The sequence below is a fragment of the Hydrogenophaga soli genome (assembly GCF_054777695.1).
Genome location: NZ_BAAHAK010000011.1, coordinates 1 through 20,430, shown reverse-complemented (window position 1 = coordinate 20,430; position 20,430 = coordinate 1). Strand labels below are relative to the sequence as shown.

Genomic DNA, 20,430 nt, shown 5'->3' with positions numbered 1-20,430 from the left:
CGGCGGCAGGCGTACCACCAACGGGTTCAACCGTTTGCGGGCACGATGGCGGCCACCGGCTCGGGGGCCAGCAGCGTGCCGTCGCGCAAGCCTTTGTAGGTGCCCAGGCACAGGCTGACGATGACCAGCGAGGTCAGCGCCAGCATCAAGGTGCCCAGCACCTGCAAGCCCGGCACGGCAGCCAGCACCGACAGCCTGAGGGTGAGGCTGCTGAACGCCGCCAGCGGGAAGGACAGGGCCCAGAAGGTCAGCGCAAACGGCTGCGCCACCGCCAGCTTGGCCACCGTGCCCGCCCACAGCAGGAAAAACAAGGCCATGCCCCACAACATGGCCACGGCGGGCAGCGGCCAGCCTGCCTGCGCCGCCACCAGCCCGATGACCGATGGCGGGGCCACCGGAATGAACCAGGTGGGCAGCAGCCGATCCGGCAGGGGCCCCGCCGCCGCACGCCGTGCCAGCAGCAAGGCCAGCACCACCGGCCACAGCAGCAGGCCAATGCCGAACTGGGCCAGGGCCCACACGCCGTGCCCCAACGGCACACCGGCCAGGGGCGCAATGACATTGCCCACCACGGGGATGAGCAACACCGGCGTCACCACCGGCCAGAACGGCGGTGCGGCCCCACCGGGGGTGGCGTGCGTCGCCACCAGCCAGCGCTTGAGCACCCACACCGTGGCCCACAGCTGGCCCAGCGAACCCAGCCACCACAAGCCATTCAGCCACAGCCCGGTCAGGCCCAAGGCCGTGCCCAAGGTGGCCAGCAGCAGCACGGCCACCGGCAAGGCCGCCACAAAGGCGTGGCGCACCGGGTGGCGCAAATCTTCGGCCAGGGCCTCGGGGTGGCGGTTGAAGCGCAACACCGACAAGACCAGCAGCACCACCGCCACCACCGCAGCCACTCCCCCCAACACCAAGGCCACGCCAGAAGCCGAATCGCCCAGCACCGGCACCGCCCCCAGCCAGGCCAGGGCCAGGCCGACCAGGCCCATGACCACCGAGAACCAGCCCGGCATCAGGAACTTCAATGGCGTCGGGCTCATGCGGGTGTCCTCAGCATTGGCTGCAACTGGCGCGGCCTTCGGGCACGCCCAGCTTTTTCAGGATGATGGCCAGCGGACAGAAATTGGTCAGCCCGAACTGGAACAGGTTCAGCCCCACAAAGGCGGTGAAGGCCAGGAACCAGGGGCTCACGAACAGGGGGCTGGCCTGCACGCCCAACGCCAGCGACAGCATGATGAACAGGCCGGCAATCACACGGATGTAGCGTTCAACGGTCATGAGACATTCTCCAATCAATTCAAAAACAAGGGGGATTCAAGGGGCGGCATGGCGGTGCCGGTACACGGCGTAGTACAGCACCGGGATGACGATGAGCGTGAGCAGCGTGGACACGGCAATGCCAAAAATCAGCGACACGGCCAGGCCGTTGAAGATGGGGTCGTCCAGGATGAAGAAGGCCCCCATCATGGCCGCCAGCGCCGTCAGCGCGATGGGCTGTGCCCGCACCGAGGCCGACTGCACCACCGCCTGCGCAAAGGGCACGCCGCGACGGGTTTCCAGCTCGATGAAGTCCACCAGCAGGATGGAGTTGCGCACGATGATGCCGGCCAGCGCAATCATGCCGATCATGCTGGTGGCGGTGAACTGCGCGCCCAGCAGCGCGTGGCCCGGCATCACCCCGATGAGGGTCAGCGGAATGGGCGCCATGATGATCAGCGGCGTCAGGTAGCTCTTGAACTGCGCCACCACCAGCAGGTAGATGAGCACCAGGCCCACGGCATAGGCCGCGCCCATGTCGCGGAAGGTCTCGTAGGTGATCTGCCATTCGCCGTCCCACTTCAGCGCAAACTGGCGGTAGGGGTCGGAGGGCTGGCGGATCCAGTACTCACCCAGCTCACCCGCGTTGGGCAGGGCCGCGCCGCGCAGGCGGCTGCGGATGTCGAACAGGCCGTACAGCGGCGAGTCCAGCTGGCCCGCCATGTCGCCAAACACGTAGGTCACGGGCATCAGGTCCTTGGTCATGCGGGGCATGTCGATCACGCCCCGCTCCACCCGCACCAGCTCGGACAGCGGCACCATCTTGCCGTTGGCCGCCTTCATGGGCAGGGCCAGCACGGCGTCCAGGCCCACCTGCAATTCGCGCGGCAGCTGCAGGCGCACGGGCACGGCCAACTTGCTGAAACCGTCGTGCAGGTAGGTCACGTCCCCCCCCGACAACGCGGTGTACACCGTCTGCGAAATGGCCGACACCGGGATGCCCAGAGACTCGGCCCGCACCCGGTTGACGCGCAGGAACACCCGGGGCGCGGGCTCCTTGAGGCTGGTGTCCACGCCCACGATGTCGGGCGTGGCGGCAAAGGCCTGGGCCACGCGGCGGGCCAGCACGTCGCGCCCTTCGGGCGTGGGGCCATACACCTCGGCCACGATGGGCGACATCACCGGCGGCCCGGGCGGTACCTCCACCACCTTCACGCGGGCGCCGTGGGCCTGGGCAATGCGCTCCAGCTCGGGGCGCAGGCGCTGGGCAATGGCGTGGCTTTTGTCCTTGCGGTGGTGCTTGTCCACCAGGTTGACCTGAAGGTCGCCGCCCTCGGCCTCGGCGCGCAGGTCGTACTGGCGCACCAGGCCGTTGAAGGTGATGGGGCTGGCCGTGCCGGCGTAGCCCTGGATGTCGGCCACCTCCGGCGCGGTGGCCAGGTAGGACGACATGGCCTGCAGGGCCGCCGTGGTGTCCTCCAGCGGCGTGCCCGCGGGCATGTCCACCACCACCTGGAACTCGCTCTTGTTGTCGAACGGCAGCATCTTCAGCACCACCGCCTGGATGAGCGTCAACCCCACCGACAGCAGCAGCGCCGCCACGATGCCGCCCAGCAGCAGCCAGCGCTTGGCCGCACTGGCCAGCAAGGGCGTGAGCGCCCGGGCGAAGACCGATTGCAGCGTGCGCGTGATGCGGCTGGGGCCGTGGTCGGCGGCATGGCCGTCGGTGCGGGTGAGCTTGAGCGCCAGCCAGGGCGTGACCGTGAAGGCAATGGCCAGCGACAGGGCCATGCCCATGCTGGAGTTGATGGGGATGGGGCTCATGTACGGCCCCATCAGCCCGGTGACAAAGGCCATGGGCAGCAGCGCGGCAATCACCGTGAGCGTGGCCAGGATGGTGGGGCCGCCCACCTCGTCCACCGCGCGGGGGATGATGACGTTCAGCGGCTCGTCGGGCGTGAGCTGGCGGTGGCGGTGGATGTTTTCCACCACCACGATGGCGTCGTCCACCAGGATGCCGATGGAAAAGATCAGCGCGAACAGGCTCACCCGGTTGAGCGTGAAGCCCCAGGCCCACGACGCGAACAGCGTGGCCGTGAGCGTGAGGATGACGGCCACGCCCACAATGACCGCCTCGCGCCGCCCCAGCGCCAGGCCCACCAGCACGATGACGCTGGCGGTGGCGAAGGCCAGCTTCTGGATCAGCTTGTTGGCTTTCTCCGCCGCGGTCTGCCCGTAGTCGCGGGTGACCGAGGCGTGCACCCCCTCGGGGATGACGGTGTTGGCCAGCTCGCCCAGCCGTGCCCGCACGGCGCGGGCCACGTCCACGGCGTTTTCGCCGGGCTTCTTGGTCACCTGCAGGGTGACGGCAGGGAACACCTGACCGGCCTGGAGGGCGGATGCCGTGCCTGTGTTTTTTAAGTCTTTTTGGCCTCCAGCGCTTTCATAAAAAGCGTGAGAAGCTATCAATTCAGAAGCAACACCCGGTGTGAACCAAGCCATGCGTTGGGGCAGCTGTGCGCCCTCTTCCACCCGCGCCACTTCGCGCAGGTAGACCGGGCGGCCCTGGCTCACGCCCACCACGATGTCGCCCACCTCGTCGGCGCTGCGCAGGAATTCGCCGGTTTCCACCGTCAGCAGGCCCGGCCCGGTGCCGGAGGCATCGGCCACCGTGCCCGAGGGCAGACCCAGGTTGGCCGCGGCCACCGCCTGTTGCAACGCCTGCACGGCAATGCCCCGCTCGCGCAAGCGCCCGGGCTCCAGCCAGACGTGCACGGCCCGGCCCGGGCCGCCAATGGTCTGCACCTCGCGCGTGCCTTTCACCCGCTTGAGCTCACCCTCCACGCTTCGGGCCACCCGCTCCAGGTCCACCGCGGCCTGGCCTTCAGCGCCCCACAGCGTGATGGCGAGTACGGGCACGTCGTCAATGCCCTTGGGTTTGACGATGGGGTCCATGACGCCCAGGCCCTGGGGCAGCCAGTCCTTGTTGGCGTTGAGCACGTCGTACAGGCGCACCAGCGCCTCGGTGCGCGGCACGCCCACCTGGAACTGCACCGTCAACACCGCCACGCCAGGGCGCGACACCGAAAACGTGTGCTCAATGCCATGGATTTGCGCCAGCACCTGCTCGGCGGGGGCGGCCACCATCTTTTCCACGTCGGTGCTGGACGCACCGGGGAAGGGGATGATGACGTTGGCCATGGTCACGTTGATCTGCGGCTCTTCCTCCCGCGGCGTGACCAGCACGGCAAACAGGCCCAGCAACATCGCCACCAGGGCCAGCAGCGGCGTGATGGCATTGGCCTGGAACTGGCGGGCCATGCGGCCAGAAAAGCCCAGCGCTTCAGGCACTGCGGCGTTGGACGGGGTGTGGGGGGTGTTCATGGGGCGTGTCCTGTGCAAGGGGCAGCAATGCTCAGGGCTTGGAGGCCGGACGCGCCCCCGCCAACCCGGCGCGCACCGGGTCCAGCGCCACCTTTTCGCCGGGGCGCAAGCCCGCCAGCACCTCATGGCCACCGCTGCCATGGCTGGCGCCCAGGCGCACGGCGCGCAGCACAAAGCCCTCGGCACCGCCCACCGGCGCGGCCACGTACACCGCGCTCAACTCGCCACGGCGAAACACCGCCTCGGCCGGGACGGTGAGTTTGTCGGCCTGTGCATTCACAAACCGCACCTGCACCTGCTGACCGGGCAGCCACGCGGCGGCGGCGTTGGCGTCCAGGTCCAGGCGCCACTCCACGGTTTGTGACACCGGGTCCGCCGCGGGCAGCGTGGTGCGGGCCACGGGTTGGGTCCAGCTGCCGTCGGGCAGGCGGATTTCGATGGTCTTGGCGGCTTGCGCCTGGGCCTGGCGCGAGGCGGGCACATGCGTGACGGCGCGCATGGGTTGCGGCGCGTACACGGTGAGCACCGGCGTGCCGGGCAGGGCCAGGTCGCCCGGTTCGGCCTGGGTGGACAGCACCCAGCCGTCGTACGGCGCGGTGATGCGTGTGAAGCCTTGCGCCAGCTGGGATTGGGTCTGCCCCGCCTGGGCTCCGCTGGCCCCGGCAGCGGCGGCCTTGTACTGCGACTCGGCCACATCCAGCGCCGATTTGCTGACAAAGCCTTTGGCGTGCAGCTCCTGGGTGCGCTGGAACTGGGCTTTGGCGTTGGTGAGGTTGGCGTCGGCCTGGGCCACCTGGGCCTGGGCCTGGCTCACGCCCGCCTGGGACACCCGGTCGTCAATGACCGCCAGCACCTGCCCGGCCTTGACCCGGTCGCCCGCCTTCACGCCGAGCTGCATGATGCGTCCGCTGGCCTGGGCCGACAGGGTGCTTTGGCGCACGGCCTGCAAACTGCCATCCAGCACCAGCCCCTGGCCCACCGCATGGGTGCCCACCACGGCCACGGGCACCGCCACCGAAGGGTTGGCCGACGTGCCCACGGCCTGGGCTGCCGCACGGCCCGCGCCCCACACACCGGCCACCCACAGGATGCCGGTGACGGCCAGGGTCCAGCGACGCTCGATCAGGAGGGAGGGGGTGATCGGTTTCATGCGGTTCATCCTTAGGTGGCCGCAGTATACCAACATACCCCATGGGGTATCAATGCATGGGGTTATGCAAAGGGCACGCGCGGGGCCACCGCGCACATCAGCTCGTAGGAAATGGTGCCTGCCGACTGCGCCACCTCGTCCGCCGTCAGCACCGCGCCCTGGGCGCTGCGGCCCCACAGCACCACCTCGGACCCCATTTGGGCCGGGGGCAGCCCTTGCTGGCGGCGGGCCGCGTCCACCGGGCCCAGGTCCACGGTGAGCATGTCCATGCTGACCCGGCCCACCAGGCGGGTGCGGATGCCGTCCACCAGCACCGGGGTGGCGGTGTCGTCACCCGTGCCGCGGGCGTGCCGGGGGTAACCATCGGCATACCCGCAAGCCACCACACCAATGCGCATGGGACGGGTGGCGGTGAAGGAGGAGCCGTAGCCCACGGTGTCGCCCGCGTCGATGTCGGATGTGGCCAGCAGGCGCGAGCGCAGGCTCATGGCCGGTTGCAGGCCCCAGTGGGCCGCGGTGTGCTGCGGGTGGTCCGGCGCACCGCCGTAGGTCATGATGCCGGAGCGCACCCAGTCCGCCCGCACCGCGGCGTTGGCCGCGTGGCGCAAGGTGGCCGCGCTGTTGGACAACGAGCGCTCGCCGGTCAGGTCGTGCGTGGCGCCCACAAAGGCGGCCACCTGGTGGTCAATGCCGTTGCGGCCTTGGCGGTCGCCATCGGCATCCGAGAAGTGGGTCATGAGCGAAATTTCGTCCACCTGCGGCAGCGCGTTGAGGCGGGCCCAGGCGGCGCGGAAGGCCGCGGGCTTGAAGCCCAGGCGGTTCATGCCGCTGTTCATCTTCAGGAACACACGGTGTGGCTCGTGCGTCTTGTGGGCGGCCAGCCAGTCGATCTGCTCATCGCAGTGCACGGCGTGCCACAGGTTCAAACGGGAACACAGCTCCAGGTCGCGGGGTTCGAACACGCCTTCCAACAGCAGGATGGGGCCGCGCCAGCCCAGGTCGCGGACGCGCTGGGCCTCGGCCAGGTCGAGCAGGGCAAAACCGTCGGCGGCGCGCAGGGCGTCGAACACGCGTTCGATGCCGTGGCCATAGGCATTGGCCTTGACCACCGCCCACACACGGGCGTCGGGGGCGCACTCGCGGGCGCGTTGCAGGTTGTGGGTCAGGGCTTCGGGATGGATGAGGGCTTGGATGGGACGTGGCATGGGCGCGCAGTGTGCCAGAGCCCCCCTCTGACACCAACGCGCATCAGTGTCTTGGCGGGGTCAGCACGCTTGCTGATATAAAGGCGGGCCACCAACGCCCGGCGTCTGGGGCACAACGCCGTCCATTGGGGGGTCCCGATGGGGTGGCGTGGAACGCGCAAAACATGGAAGTCTTCAACGCCCTGCTGCCCATCTTCACCGAATACGGTTACATCGCCGTGTTCACCATGTTGCTCATCTGCGGCTTCGGCATCCCGGTCCCGGAAGACGTCACCCTGGTCACCGGCGGCGTGATCGCCGGCCTGGGGTATGCCGATGTCAACACCATGTTCGCCGTGGGCATGGCCGGCGTCATCATCGGCGACGGCACGGTGTTCTCCATCGGGCGCTTTCACGGCGCACGGGTGCTGGGGCTCAAGCCGGTGCAGCGCATCATCACGCCCGAGCGCTTCCATGCGGCGCAGGAGGCGTTCCACAAGTACGGGCGCTGGGTGATGTTTGTCGCCCGTTTCCTGCCCGGCTTGCGCACCCCGGTGTTCTTCACCGCCGGCATGTCACGCCGGGTCAGCTTTGGCACCTGGCTGCTGATGGACGGCGTGGCCGCCCTCATCAGCGTGCCGGTGTGGGTGTACCTGGGCTACTTTGGCGCCCGCAACTTCGACTGGATGTTCAAGATCCTGCACCGCTTCCAGTACGGCATCTTTGCGCTGCTGGGCCTGGGTGCGTTGGTGCTGGGCGTGCTCTGGTGGCGCAAGCGCCAGCAGCGCCAGCCCTGAGTTCCCGCCGCCTCACCGGCCCGGGCCTCTCGGGGTGCCAACGTCGCCCACCGCCCGGTCAGCCGCCACCCGCCCCAAAATTCACCATGAAAAAAGCCTCCAGCGCTTTATTTGAAAGCGCTGGAGGCTATTCATTCAGGAGCAATTCTCGCTCCTGAAGGGCTCAGGCCATCGGCCAATCACTCGGCCGTGGTGTCGTTCTCCATGGCGGCCTGGTCGGCAGCCAGCTGGGCGGCGTCGGCCTCGGCAATGGCGCGGCGCTCTTCGTCGTCCATCTTTTCCTTGACCTTGCGGGCGTCGTGGTAGGCCATGCCGGTACCGGCAGGGATCAGGCGACCCACGATGACGTTTTCCTTCAGGCCACGCAGCTCGTCGCGCTTGCCCATGATGGCCGCTTCGGTCAGCACGCGCGTGGTTTCCTGGAAGGACGCCGCGGAGATGAACGAGTCGGTGGACAGCGAGGCCTTGGTGATGCCCAACAGCACGTTGCTGTAAGTGGCGGGCACCTTGCCTTCGCCGCGCAGGGCGTCGTTGGTGTTGAGGATCTCGGAACGCTCGATCTGCTCGCCCGCGATGTAGGACGAATCGCCAGGGTTCTCGACGATCACGCGACGCAGCATCTGGCGAACGATCACCTCGATGTGCTTGTCGTTGATCTTCACGCCCTGGAGTCGGTACACGTCCTGCACCTCGTCCACGATGTAGCGGGCCAGCTCTTCCATGCCCAACAGGCGCAGGATGTCTTGCGGGTCGGCCGGGCCGTCCACAATGCTTTCGCCCTTGTTGACCACCTGGCCTTCGTGCACCAGGATGTTCTTTTCCTTGGGGATGAGCTCGTCCCACACCTTGCCGTCCGGGTCGGTGATCTGCAAGCGCACCTTGCCCTTGGTTTCCTTGCCGAACGACACGGTGCCGGTCATCTCGGCCAGCATGCCCTTGTCCTTGGGCGAGCGTGCTTCGAACAGCTCGGCCACGCGGGGCAGACCGCCGGTGATGTCTCGGGTCTTCTGACCTTCGATCGGGATACGGGCCAGCACTTCGCCAGGGCCCACGTCCTGACCGTCACGCACCTGCAGCAGTGCGCCCACCTGGAAGCCGATGGTCACCGAGTGGTCGGTGCCAGGGATCTTGACCTCGTTGCCTTGGCCGTCGATCAGCTTGACCTGCGGACGCACCACCTTGGCGGCACCACGGCGCTTGGGGTCGATGACCACCAGCGTGGCCAGGCCGGTGACTTCGTCCACCTGCTTGGCGACCGTCAGGCCTTCTTCCACGTTCTCGAACTTCACCTGACCGGCAAACTCGGTGATGATGGGTCGGGTCAGCGGGTCCCAGTTGGCCAGGATGGTGCCGGCCTTGATCTGCTGGTCGGGCTTGACCGTCAGGATGGCACCGTAAGGCACCTTGTGGCGCTCGCGCTCGCGGCCATGGTCGTCCTGGATGATGATTTCGCCGGAACGCGCAATCACCACCAGCTCGCCCTTGCTGTTGCTCACGTAACGCATGGTGGCGTTGAAGCCGATGGCACCGTTGGACTTGGCTTCCACGCTGGAGGCGATGGCGGCACGCGACGCGGCACCCCCGATGTGGAAGGTCCGCATGGTCAGCTGCGTGCCGGGTTCACCGATGGACTGGGCGGCGATCACACCGACCGCCTCGCCCATGTTCACCAGACCGCCACGGCCCAGGTCGCGGCCGTAGCACTTGGCGCAGATGCCGAAGCGGGTTTCGCAGGTCAGCGCGGTGCGCACGCGCACCTCGTCCACCCCAGCGGCCTCCAGTTCTTCAATGGCGTCTTCGTCCAGCATGCTGCCCGCGGGCACCAGCACGGCACGGGTTTCGGGGTGCAGCACTTCTTCAGCGGTCACGCGGCCCAGGATCCGGTCGCGCAAGCTTTCGATCACTTCACCGCCTTCAACGATGGCGCGCATCAGCGTGCCATTGCTCGTGCCGCAGTCGTCCTCGTTGACCACCAGGTCTTGGGTCACGTCCACCAGACGGCGGGTCAGGTAACCGGAGTTGGCGGTTTTCAGCGCCGTGTCGGCCAGACCTTTCCGCGCACCGTGCGTGGAAATGAAGTACTGCAACACGTTCAGACCTTCACGGAAGTTGGCCGTGATGGGGGTCTCGATGATGGAGCCGTCAGGCTTGGCCATCAGGCCCCGCATACCGGCCAGCTGGCGGATCTGGGCGGCGGAACCCCGCGCGCCAGAGTCGGCCATCATGTAGATGGAGTTGAACGACTCCTGGTCCACTTCCTTGCCGTCGCGGTCGATGGTCTTTTGCTTGGCCAGCTGGGCCATCATGACCTTGGAGACCTCGTCACCGGCCTTGCCCCAGATGTCCACCACCTTGTTGTAGCGTTCGCCGGCGGTCACCAGACCGGAGGCGTACTGCTGGGCGATTTCCTTCACCTCGGACTCGGCGCGCTCGATGATGGCGTGCTTTTCCTGCGGCACCAGCATGTCGTCCACGCAAATGGAGATGCCGGCGCGGGTGGCCAGACGGAAGCCGTTTTGCAGCAGCTTGTCGGCGAACACCACGGTTTCCTTCAGACCGCACTTGCGGAACGAGGTGTTGATGAGGCGGGAGATTTCCTTCTTCTTCAGCGCCTTGTTCAGGTTGCTGAAGGGCAGGCCCTTGGGCAGGATTTCCGACAGCAGCGCACGACCGGCGGTGGTTTCCACCACCTTGGTCACGGGCGTGAACTCACCGGTGGCCTTGTCCTTGACGTATTCGGTCAGGCGGACGCTGACGCGGGCGGTCAGTTCGACCACACCGGCGTCCAGCGCACGGTAGACCTCGGCCACGTCGGCAAACATCATGCCTTCGCCCTTGCCGTTGATCTTCTCGCGGGTGGTGTAGTACAGGCCCAGCACCACGTCTTGCGACGGCACGATGGAGGGCTCGCCGGACGCAGGGAACAACACGTTGTTGGAGGCCAGCATCAGCGTGCGGGCTTCCATTTGTGCTTCCACCGACAGCGGCACGTGAACGGCCATCTGGTCACCGTCGAAGTCGGCGTTGAACGCCGAGCACACCAGCGGGTGCAGTTGGATGGCCTTGCCTTCGATCAGGATGGGCTCAAACGCCTGGATGCCCAAACGGTGCAGCGTGGGCGCACGGTTGAGCAGCACCGGGTGCTCTTTGATGACCTCTTCCAGGATGTCCCACACCACGGGGGTGCCGGATTCCACTTCCTTCTTCGCCGCCTTGATGGTGGTGGCGATGCCCATGGCTTCCAGGCGAGAGAAGATGAAGGGCTTGAACAGCTCCAGCGCCATCAGCTTGGGCAGGCCGCACTGGTGCAGCTTGAGGGTCGGGCCCACGGTGATCACGGAACGGCCGGAATAGTCCACCCGCTTGCCCAGCAAGTTCTGACGGAAGCGACCGCTCTTGCCCTTGATCATGTCGGCCAGGGACTTCAGGGCGCGCTTGTTGGCGCCGGTCATGGCCTTGCCGCGGCGGCCGTTGTCCAGCAGGCTGTCCACGGCTTCTTGCAGCATCCGCTTTTCGTTGCGGGCGATGATTTCAGGGGCCTTGAGCTCCAGCAGGCGACGCAGACGGCTGTTGCGGTTGATGACGCGGCGGTACAGGTCGTTCAGGTCGGAGGTGGCGAAACGGCCACCGTCCAGCGGCACCAGCGGACGCAGGTCGGGCGGCAGCACGGGCAGCACGTCCATCACCATCCACTCGGGCTTGATGCCAGACTTCTTGAACGCTTCCAGCACCTTCAGGCGCTTGGCGTTTTTCTTGACCTTGAGTTCGGATCCGGTCAGGTCGTTGCGCAGGCGCTCGATCTCGATGTCGAGATCGATGCTTTCCAGCAGTTCCTTGATGCCTTCGGCGCCCATCTTGGCCACGAACTCGTCGTAGCCGTATTCCTTGCACTTGGCGTCATAGTCGTCCTCGGACATGATGCTGAATTTCTTCAGCGGGGTCATGCCGGGGTCCACGATCACATAGGCTTCGAAGTACAGCACGCGTTCGATGTCGCGCAGCGTCATGTCCAGCACCATGCCCAGACGGCTGGGCAGGGACTTCAGGAACCAGATGTGGGCGCAAGGCGCGGCCAGGTCGATGTGGCCCATGCGCTCGCGGCGCACCTTGGTCTGGGTCACTTCCACGCCGCACTTCTCGCAGATCACCCCACGGTGCTTCAGGCGCTTGTACTTGCCGCACAGGCACTCGTAGTCCTTGATGGGGCCAAAGATCTTGGCGCAAAACAGACCGTCACGCTCGGGCTTGAACGTGCGGTAGTTGATGGTTTCGGGCTTCTTGACTTCGCCGAAAGACCAGGAACGGATTTTTTCCGGCGAGGCGAGGCCAATCTTGATGGCGTCGAAGTGCTCGTCGGGCGTGAACTGTTTGAACAGGTCGAGTAACGATTTCATGGTTTGAATCCTTGTTCTTTCCTGCGAATCAAGAGCGGTCGAGCTCGATGTCGATGCCCAGCGAGCGGATTTCCTTCACCAGCACGTTGAAGGATTCCGGCATGCCCGCGGTGATGGCGTGCTCGCCCTTGACGATGCTTTCGTACACCTTGGTGCGGCCTTGCACGTCGTCGGACTTGACGGTGAGCATTTCCTGCAGGGTGTAGGAAGCGCCATACGCTTCCAGGGCCCACACTTCCATTTCACCGAAACGCTGACCACCGAACTGCGCCTTACCACCCAGCGGCTGCTGCGTGACCAGGGAGTACGGGCCGGTGGAGCGGGCGTGCATCTTGTCGTCCACCAAGTGGTGCAGCTTGAGGTAGTGCATGTAGCCCACGGTGGTGGTGCGCTCGAACGCCTCGCCGGTGCGGCCGTCGTACAGCTGCGCCTGGGTGCGGGTCGCCGTCAGGCCCTTGGCCTTGGCGACGTCGTCCGGATAGGCCAGCTTGAGCATGTCCATGATTTCCTGCTCGGAAGCACCGTCGAACACGGGCGATGCAAAGGGCACGCCGTTCGTCAGTTCCTTGGCCATCTGGAGCAGTTCAGTGTCGTTCAACTGGCTCAGCTCTTCCTTGCGACCGGTGCCGTTGTAGATCTTTTCCATGAAGGCACGGATCTCGGCGACGGCGGCTTCGCGCTGCAGCATGTCGGCGATGCGCTGGCCCAGGCCCTTGCCGGCCCAGCCCAAGTGCACTTCCAGCACCTGACCGATGTTCATCCGCGAAGGCACGCCCAGCGGGTTCAGCACGATGTCGACGGGCGTGCCGTCGGCCAGGTGGGGCATGTCTTCCACAGGGGTGATCTTGGACACCACACCCTTGTTGCCGTGGCGACCGGCCATCTTGTCACCGGGCTGCAGGCGACGCTTGACGGCCAGGTAGACCTTGACCATCTTCAACACGCCCGCAGGCAGTTCGTCGCCTTGCGTGAGCTTCTTGCGCTTTTCTTCAAAAGCCAGGTCGAAGCTGTGGCGGGTCTGCTCCATGGAGTTCTTGATGGACTCCAGCTGCGTGGCCACGTCGTCTTCCGCGGGGCGGATGTCGAACCAGTGGTACTTTTCGAGGTCGGCCAGGTAGGCCTTGTCGATGGTGGTGCCCTTGGCCAGCTTCTTGGGGCCGCCGTTGGCGACCTTGCCGGTCAGCAGCTTCTCGATCCGGTCGAACGCGTCGGCTTCCACGATGCGCAGCTGGTCGTTCAGGTCCAGACGGAAACGCTTGAGTTCGTCGTCGATGATCTGCTGGGCGCGCTTGTCGCGCTGGATGCCTTCACGGGTGAAGACCTGCACGTCGATCACGGTGCCGGAGCTGCCCTGGTCCACGCGCAGCGAGGTGTCCTTCACGTCGGAAGCCTTCTCACCGAAGATGGCGCGCAGCAGCTTCTCTTCAGGCGTCAGGGTGGTTTCGCCCTTGGGCGTGACCTTGCCCACCAGCACGTCGCCAGGCACCACTTCGGCACCCACGTAGATGATGCCGGATTCGTCCAGGCGGTTGAGCTGCTGCTCGGCCAGGTTGGGGATGTCTCGGGTGATTTCTTCCGCGCCCAGCTTGGTGTCGCGGGCCATGACCACCAGTTCCTCGATGTGGATGGAGGTGTAGCGGTCGTCGGCGACCACGCGCTCGCTGATCAGGATCGAGTCTTCGAAGTTGTAGCCGTTCCAGGGCATGAACGCGATCAGCATGTTCTGACCGATGGAGATTTCCCCCAGGTCGGTGGAAGCGCCGTCGGCGATCACGTCACCCTTGGCCAGCTTGTCGCCCTTCTTGACGATGGGGCGCTGGTGGATGTTGGTGTTCTGGTTGGAACGCTGGTACTTGATGAGGTTGTAGATGTCCACACCCACTTCACCAGCCACCGCTTCGGCGTCGTTCACGCGGATCACGATGCGGGTGGCGTCAACGTAGTCGACCACACCACCGCGCTTGGCGGTCACCACGGTGCCGGAGTCCACCGCGGCCACGCGCTCGATGCCCGTGCCGACCAGCGGCTTTTCGGGACGCAGCGTGGGCACGGCCTGACGCGACATGTTGGCGCCCATCAGTGCGCGGTTGGCGTCGTCGTGCTCCAGGAAGGGCACCAGCGAAGCGGCCACGGACACGATCTGTGCGGGCGACACATCCATGTACTGGATGGTTTCAGCACCCACCAGCACGGATTCGCCCTTTTCACGGGCAGAGACCAGGTCACCGGTCAGGCGGCCTTCGGCGTCCAGCGTGGCGTTGGCCTGGGCGATGACGTACTTGCCTTCCTCGATGGCCGACAGGTAATCGATCTGGTTGGTCACCTTGCCATCCACCACACGGCGGTACGGGGTTTCGATGAAGCCGTACTCGTTCAGGCGGGCGTACAAGGCCAGGGAGTTGATCAGGCCGATGTTCGGGCCTTCCGGCGTTTCAATCGGGCACACACGACCGTAGTGGGTCACGTGCACGTCACGCACTTCGAAGCCGGCACGTTCGCGGGTCAGACCACCCGGGCCCAGGGCGGACACACGGCGCTTGTGGGTGATTTCGGCCAGCGGGTTGGTCTGGTCCATGAACTGCGACAGCTGGGACGCGCCGAAGAACTCCTTGAGGGCCGCAGAAATGGGCTTGGAGTTGATCAGGTCGTGCGGCATCAGTGGCTCTTGCTCGGCCTGACCCAGACGCTCCTTCACGGCCTTTTCGATGCGGGCCAGACCGGTGCGGTATTGGTTTTCGGCCAGTTCGCCCACGCAACGCACGCGGCGGTTGCCCAGGTGGTCGATGTCATCGACTTCGCCACGGCCATTGCGCAGATCCACCAGGATCTTGACCACGGCCAGGATGTCGTCGTTGGACAGCACCATGGGGCCGGTGGACTCGTCGCGGCCCACGCGGGCGTTGAACTTCATGCGGCCCACGCGGGACAGGTCGTAGGTGTCGGCGCTGTAAAACAGGCGCTGGAACAGGGCCTGCACGGCGTCTTCGGTGGGGGGCTCGCCAGGGCGCATCATGCGGTAGATGGCGACACGGGCGGCAAACTCGTCCACCGTTTCGTCCATGCGCAGCGTCTGGGAGATGTAGGCGCCTTGGTCCAGTTCGTTGGTGTAGATGCAGGACAGGGCCTGGATGCCAGCGGCGCGCAGCTTCTTCAGCAGTGCTTCGGTCAGCTCTTCGTTGGCTTTGGCCAGGATTTCGCCGGTGTCGGGATCGACGATGTTCTTGGCGACCACTCGGCCAATCAGGAAGTCTTCCGGCACGCTGATGTGCGTGGTACCGGATTGTTCCAGTTCACGGGTGTGACGGGCGGTGATGCGCTTGTCCTTGGCCACCACCACCTTGCCGTTCTTGTCGGTGATGTCGAAGCGGGCCACTTCGCCACGCAGGCGCTCGGCCACGAACTCCAGCTGTGCGCCACTGTCCATCAGACGGAAATGGTCGTTCACGAAGAAGTTGGCCAGGATGGTTTCCGGCGTCAGGCCAATGGCCTTGAGCAGGATGGTGACCGGCATCTTGCGGCGACGGTCCACGCGGAAGAACAGGACGTCCTTGGGGTCGAATTCGAAGTCCAGCCACGAGCCGCGGTAGGGAATGATCCGTGCCGAGAACAACAGCTTGCCCGAGCTGTGGGTCTTGCCCTTGTCGTGTTCGAAGAACACACCTGGCGAACGGTGCAACTGGGACACGATCACCCGCTCGGTGCCGTTGATGATGAACGAGCCCTTTTCGGTCATCAGGGGCACTTCGCCCATGTAGACCTCTTGCTCTTTCACTTCCTTGACCACCTTGGATTGCGAGGTGGAAGACTCACGGTCGTAAATGATCAGTTGCACACGGGCCCGCACGGCCGAAGCGAAGGTCAGGCCGCGGGTCTGGCATTCGCGCACGTCGAACGCAGGCTTGGCCAGGTTGTATTCCACAAACTTCATCTCCACAAAACCGTTGTGGGAGACGATGGGGAAAGCCGATTCGAAGGCGGCCTGGAGGCCTTCGGGCGAACGCTTGCGGGGAGCCAAATCGGCTTGCAGGAACGCAGTGTAGGCGTCCTTCTGCATTTGCAGCAGGTACGGGATGGCGAGAACGTTTTCTCGGGTACCAAAGCTCTTTCGGATGCGCTTGCGTTCGGTGTATGAGTAGGCCATGTGTTCTCCGGGCAAAGACATGAATGGGTGTCTTCAACGACTAAAAGGGAGACGAATCCCTGCGCTCGGTGGTTGGCCTCTACCAACCGATGGCTGACAGCCGCACGTTGCATGCGGCCCGAACCAAGCGGTCTTCTGCAGTCGGGGTCAGAAGACACTTTTCGATGCACCGCAGGGGCCATGCATCGAAAGGTGCGCTCTGGACAAAAAGCACCAGACAGAAGCACCAAAGGCTGGAGGCCCCATGGAGACCTCCAGCCCTGGAAACCAGTCCGAATTACTTGAGTTCGGCCTTGGCGCCGGCTTCTTCCAGCTTCTTCTTGGCGGCTTCGGCGTCGGCCTTGGGCAGACCTTCCTTGACGACCTTGGGAGCGCCGTCCACCAGGTCCTTGGCTTCCTTCAGGCCCAGGCCGGTCAGTTCGCGCACGGCCTTGATGACGGACACCTTGTTGGCGCCGGCTTCGGTCAGCACCACGTTGAAGTCGGTCTTTTCTTCGGCTGCAGGAGCGGCTGCGCCACCAGCGGCAGCGGGAGCGGCCATGGCGGCAGCGCTCACACCGAACTTCTCTTCGATGGCTTTCACCAGGTCGTTGAGTTCCATGACCGTCATGCTGTCCAGAGCGGTCAGAAATGCGTCTTTATCGAATGCCATTTTGATTTCCTATACAAGTTGGTGGGTACAACGCAGGGCCTCAGGCCGCTTGCGCTTCGCCTTTTTTCTCTGCCACAGCAGCCAGCACACGCGCGGTGCGCGAAATGGGGGACTGCATCAAGCCCAGCAATTGAGCCAGCAACACTTCCTTGGTCGGGATGTTGGCCAGTTGCTTCACGCCGTTGACGTCCAGGGTCTTGCCCGAGTACACGCCACCACGAATCACCAACTTGTCGTTGGTCTTCGCGAAGTCGGCCACCACCTTGGCGGCGGCCACAGCGTCTTCGGAAAAGCCGTAGATCAGCGGACCGGTCATCATGTCGGCACCGACTTCGAAGCTGCTGCCCGTCACAGCGCGGCGAGCCAGGGTGTTTTTCAACACACTCAGGGTCACGCCTTTGCTGCGAGCGTCAACGCGCAACTTGGTCATGTCAGCGACCGTGATGCCGCGGTATTCCGCCACCACCAGCGTTTGAGCTTTAGCGGCGAGAGCCGTCACCTCGTCGATGACGGCCTGCTTCTCACTGCGATTCAGACTCAAGGTCTACTCCTTCAAAATGCACGGGCAGAAAACCCGTCCCGTGCGCCTCATTGCAGCGACCAACTGTTCACGGAAGAACCACGTTCAGCGGGATCGCCATCTGCGTTGGCATTCATTAAGTGCCAGTCACCTGGCACACCAACGGTCTTGGATGGCCTGACGGGTTTTGACCCCCGTCAGCCCACCACACCAGACCCCAAGCCATTGGCCTGGGATCTGAATTCACACTCAGCCAGCCACCGTTTGCGTGTCGACGCGAACACCCACACCCATGGTGGAGGACACGGCGACCTTGCGCAGGTACACGCCCTTGCTGGTGGCAGGCTTGGCCTTGTTCAGCGCATCGATCAGCGCAGCCAGGTTGCCTTGCAGCTTCTCGGTGTCGAACGAACGACGACCGATGGTGCCGTGCACGATACCGGCCTTGTCCACGCGGAACTGAACCTGACCGGCCTTGGCGTTCTTGACAGCGGTGGCCACGTCGGGGGTCACGGTGCCCACCTTGGGGTTGGGCATCAAGCCACGGGGACCCAGGATCTGACCCAGGGTACCGACCACGCGCATCGCGTCGGGAGAGGCAATCACCACGTCGAAGTTGATGTTGCCTGCCTTGACTTCAGCAGCCAAGTCGTCCATGCCCACCACGTCAGCGCCAGCAGCCTTGGCTTCTTCTGCCTTGGCACCTTGGGCGAACACGGCCACGCGCTTGGTCTTGCCGGTGCCATGGGGCAGCACGACGGCGCCACGCACGACTTGGTCAGACTTCTTGGCGTCCACGCCCAGTTGCACGGCCACGTCGATGGACTCGTCGAACTTGGCGGTGGCGCAATCCTTGACGAGGGACAGGGCATCAGCGATGGGGTACAGCTTGTTGCTGTCCACCTTGCCTTGGAAGGCTTTTTGTTTCTTGGTCAGCTTGGCCATTTACACACCCTCCACCGTCACGCCCATGGAGCGTGCAGAACCCGCGATCGTGCGAACAGCGGCGTCCAGATCGGCAGCCGTCATGTCCTTCATCTTGGTTTTGGCGATTTCTTCCAGCTGAGCGCGGGTGATCTTGCCAACCTTGGCCTTGTTGGGCACCGAAGAGCCCTTGTCCAGCTTGATGGCCTTCTTGATCAGCGTGGTGGCTGGAGGCGTCTTGATGATGAACGTGAAGCTCTTGTCCGCGTAGGCCGTGATGACCACGGGCAGCGGCAGACCGGGCTCGACGCCTTGGGTCTGGGCGTTGAACGCCTTGCAGAACTCCATGATGTTCAGACCGCGCTGACCCAGCGCCGGACCGATCGGGGGAGAGGGGTTGGCCTTACCAGCTGGCACTTGCAGCTTGATGAAGCCGACGATTTTCTTCGCCATGCTTGCTCCTTGCGGGTGTTAACGCCTCACACAACGGCGAGACTTCCCGGGGGTAACGACTCGAAAAAATCCATCCAGGCGCGGAGTCGGAACGCGCCCAGCGGAGGCATCAGGTCTTTTCGACCTGATTGAATTCCAGCTCCACGGGCGTGGCACGACCAAAGATGGTCACGGACACGCGCAGCTTGTTCTTTTCGTAATTGACCTCTTCCACCGTGCCGTTGAAGTCGGTGAACGGACCTTCCTTGACGCGGACGTATTCGCCCGTGAGGAACTCCGTCTTGTGGCGAGGCTTTTCAGTCCCGGACTGCATCTGGGACATGATCTTTTGCACGTCGTCTTCAGAGATGGGCGCAGGGCGATTCTTGGCACCCCCCACAAAACCGGTGACCTTGTTGGTGTGCTTGACCAGGTGCCAAGTCTCGTCGTCCATCACCATCTCCACCAGCACATAGCCAGGGAAGAATTTGCGCTCGGTGGTCCGGCGCTGCCCGTTCTTCATCTCGACCACTTCTTCGGTGGGCACCAGGATGCGACCGAATTTGGTCTGCATGCCTGCGTTGGCCACACGCTCCTGGATGTTGCGCTCCACAGCCTTTTCCATGCCGGAATAGGCGTGCACCACATACCAGCGCATGCCAGCAGCGGGCTCAAAACTCGAATTGGCTTGGTCCGACATCACTTTCTCCATCCCAGAATCAGGTCGTAAAACACCCATTCGATCGTCTTGTCGGTGAACCACAGGAAAATGGCCATGACCAGCACAAAGCCGAACACGTACATGGTCATCTGAATGGCTTCCTTGCGTTCCGGCCAGACCACCTTGCCCGCCTCGCGGTAGGCATCGCGACCAAACGCCACTAGGCGTTTGCCGGCGTCGGATGTGAAAAACACCCCAGCCGCCGCACCCAGACACGCCAACAGGCCGATCCATTGGACCAGCCCGCCTTGCTTGGACAGCAAGTAATAGACCACGAATGCAGCCAGCACCAAAACCAGCGAGCCGGCAACCTTGGCTTTGTCAGCCCCGCCGCCCACGGTTTCCACTTCTGGAGAAGCCATAGTTATCGATTCAAACCATCTGAGACAACTCAGACGCATGAGCCCACCTGAAGTTTTGCAACTTCGGTGGGCCCGACCAACAAGAACTGAGGTGTTATCTCAGAGAAAGTTTGGCAGGGGCAGTAGGAATCGAACCTACAACCTCCGGTTTTGGAGACCGGCGCTCTGCCAATTGAGCTATACCCCTAAAACTGAAACCCGTCAGGCAAAAATCTTGGCCACAACGCCAGCGCCGACGGTACGGCCACCTTCACGGATGGCGAAACGCAGACCCTCTTCCATGGCGATGGGGGCGATCAGCTTGACGGTGATCGACACGTTGTCGCCAGGCATCACCATTTCCTTGCCTTCGGGCAGTTCGATGGAGCCGGTCACGTCCGTGGTCCGGAAGTAGAACTGAGGACGGTAGTTGTTGAAGAACGGGGTGTGACGGCCGCCTTCGTCCTTGCTCAGCACATACACCTCACCGGTGAAGTGGGTGTGGGGCTTGATGGAGCCGGGCTTGCACAGCA

The 20,430-nt window shown here is 64.4% G+C and carries 15 protein-coding genes and 1 tRNA gene; 1 reads left to right on the top strand and 15 read right to left on the bottom strand.

All coding sequences use genetic code 11. The features are described from left to right. Positions 1-26: 26 nt before the first annotated feature. From ACYVB7_RS17295 to alr, 5 genes are all read right to left on the bottom strand, one after another. Positions 27-1,040 carry a TDT family transporter gene (locus ACYVB7_RS17295; RefSeq protein ID WP_460509752.1) on the bottom strand — a complete coding sequence of 338 codons (1,014 nt, stop codon included), beginning with the start codon at positions 1,038-1,040 and terminating at the stop codon, positions 27-29. A 10-nt stretch (positions 1,041-1,050) separates the two neighbouring features. Then, a complete protein-coding gene (locus ACYVB7_RS17290; RefSeq protein ID WP_460509750.1) occupies positions 1,051-1,278 on the bottom strand; it encodes a YgaP family membrane protein in 228 nt (75 codons plus the stop codon). A 36-nt stretch (positions 1,279-1,314) separates the two neighbouring features. Beyond that, the gene (locus tag ACYVB7_RS17285) at positions 1,315-4,641 is read right to left on the bottom strand and encodes an efflux RND transporter permease subunit (protein WP_460509748.1); all 3,327 of its coding nucleotides are present in this window, start codon (positions 4,639-4,641) and stop codon (positions 1,315-1,317) included. 31 nt (positions 4,642-4,672) lie between these two features. Then, on the bottom strand, positions 4,673-5,791 hold the full coding sequence (locus tag ACYVB7_RS17280) for an efflux RND transporter periplasmic adaptor subunit (protein ID WP_460509746.1): 1,119 nt from the start codon (positions 5,789-5,791) through the stop codon (positions 4,673-4,675). A gap of 62 nt (positions 5,792-5,853) precedes the next feature. Continuing rightward, the gene (alr, locus tag ACYVB7_RS17275) at positions 5,854-6,996 is read right to left on the bottom strand and encodes an alanine racemase (RefSeq protein WP_460509744.1); all 1,143 of its coding nucleotides are present in this window, start codon (positions 6,994-6,996) and stop codon (positions 5,854-5,856) included. A 164-nt stretch (positions 6,997-7,160) separates the two neighbouring features. Here alr and ACYVB7_RS17270 point away from each other — a divergent pair, with 164 nt between their 5' ends. Then, a complete protein-coding gene (locus ACYVB7_RS17270; protein ID WP_460509742.1) occupies positions 7,161-7,772 on the top strand; it encodes a DedA family protein in 612 nt (203 codons plus the stop codon). A 179-nt stretch (positions 7,773-7,951) separates the two neighbouring features. Here the strand turns inward: ACYVB7_RS17270 and rpoC are convergent, their stop codons facing one another. From rpoC to ACYVB7_RS17220, 10 genes are all read right to left on the bottom strand, one after another. After that, complete coding sequence (gene rpoC, locus ACYVB7_RS17265) at positions 7,952-12,166, bottom strand: DNA-directed RNA polymerase subunit beta' (protein WP_460509740.1); 4,215 nt, start codon at positions 12,164-12,166, stop codon at positions 7,952-7,954. A gap of 28 nt (positions 12,167-12,194) precedes the next feature. Then, positions 12,195-16,307, bottom strand: coding sequence for a DNA-directed RNA polymerase subunit beta (rpoB, locus tag ACYVB7_RS17260; RefSeq protein ID WP_460509738.1), 4,113 nt, complete (start codon positions 16,305-16,307; stop codon positions 12,195-12,197). A 277-nt stretch (positions 16,308-16,584) separates the two neighbouring features. Beyond that, positions 16,585-16,959: a ribosomal protein bL12 gene (gene rplL, locus ACYVB7_RS17255; protein ID WP_460509736.1), complete on the bottom strand. Its 375-nt coding sequence runs from the start codon at positions 16,957-16,959 to the stop codon at positions 16,585-16,587. Between the two features lie 40 nt (positions 16,960-16,999). Further along, positions 17,000-17,500: a 50S ribosomal protein L10 gene (gene rplJ, locus ACYVB7_RS17250; protein ID WP_460509734.1), complete on the bottom strand. Its 501-nt coding sequence runs from the start codon at positions 17,498-17,500 to the stop codon at positions 17,000-17,002. Positions 17,501-17,728: 228 nt separating this feature from the next. Beyond that, complete coding sequence (rplA, locus tag ACYVB7_RS17245; RefSeq protein WP_460509732.1) at positions 17,729-18,424, bottom strand: 50S ribosomal protein L1; 696 nt, start codon at positions 18,422-18,424, stop codon at positions 17,729-17,731. After that, positions 18,425-18,856: a 50S ribosomal protein L11 gene (gene rplK, locus ACYVB7_RS17240; RefSeq protein WP_460509730.1), complete on the bottom strand. Its 432-nt coding sequence runs from the start codon at positions 18,854-18,856 to the stop codon at positions 18,425-18,427. 109 nt (positions 18,857-18,965) lie between these two features. Next, positions 18,966-19,535 (bottom strand): transcription termination/antitermination protein NusG, encoded by a 570-nt coding sequence (nusG, locus tag ACYVB7_RS17235; RefSeq protein WP_460509728.1) that lies wholly within the window; start codon positions 19,533-19,535, stop codon positions 18,966-18,968. Further along, positions 19,535-19,918, bottom strand: coding sequence for a preprotein translocase subunit SecE (secE, locus tag ACYVB7_RS17230; protein ID WP_460509726.1), 384 nt, complete (start codon positions 19,916-19,918; stop codon positions 19,535-19,537). Before secE ends, nusG begins: the two co-directional genes overlap by 1 nt. A 111-nt stretch (positions 19,919-20,029) precedes the next feature. Then, a tRNA-Trp gene (locus ACYVB7_RS17225) sits at positions 20,030-20,105 on the bottom strand. 14 nt (positions 20,106-20,119) lie between these two features. Continuing rightward, a partial coding sequence (locus ACYVB7_RS17220; RefSeq protein WP_460509724.1) for an EF-Tu C-terminal domain-related protein occupies positions 20,120-20,430 on the bottom strand: 311 nt, incomplete at its 5' end.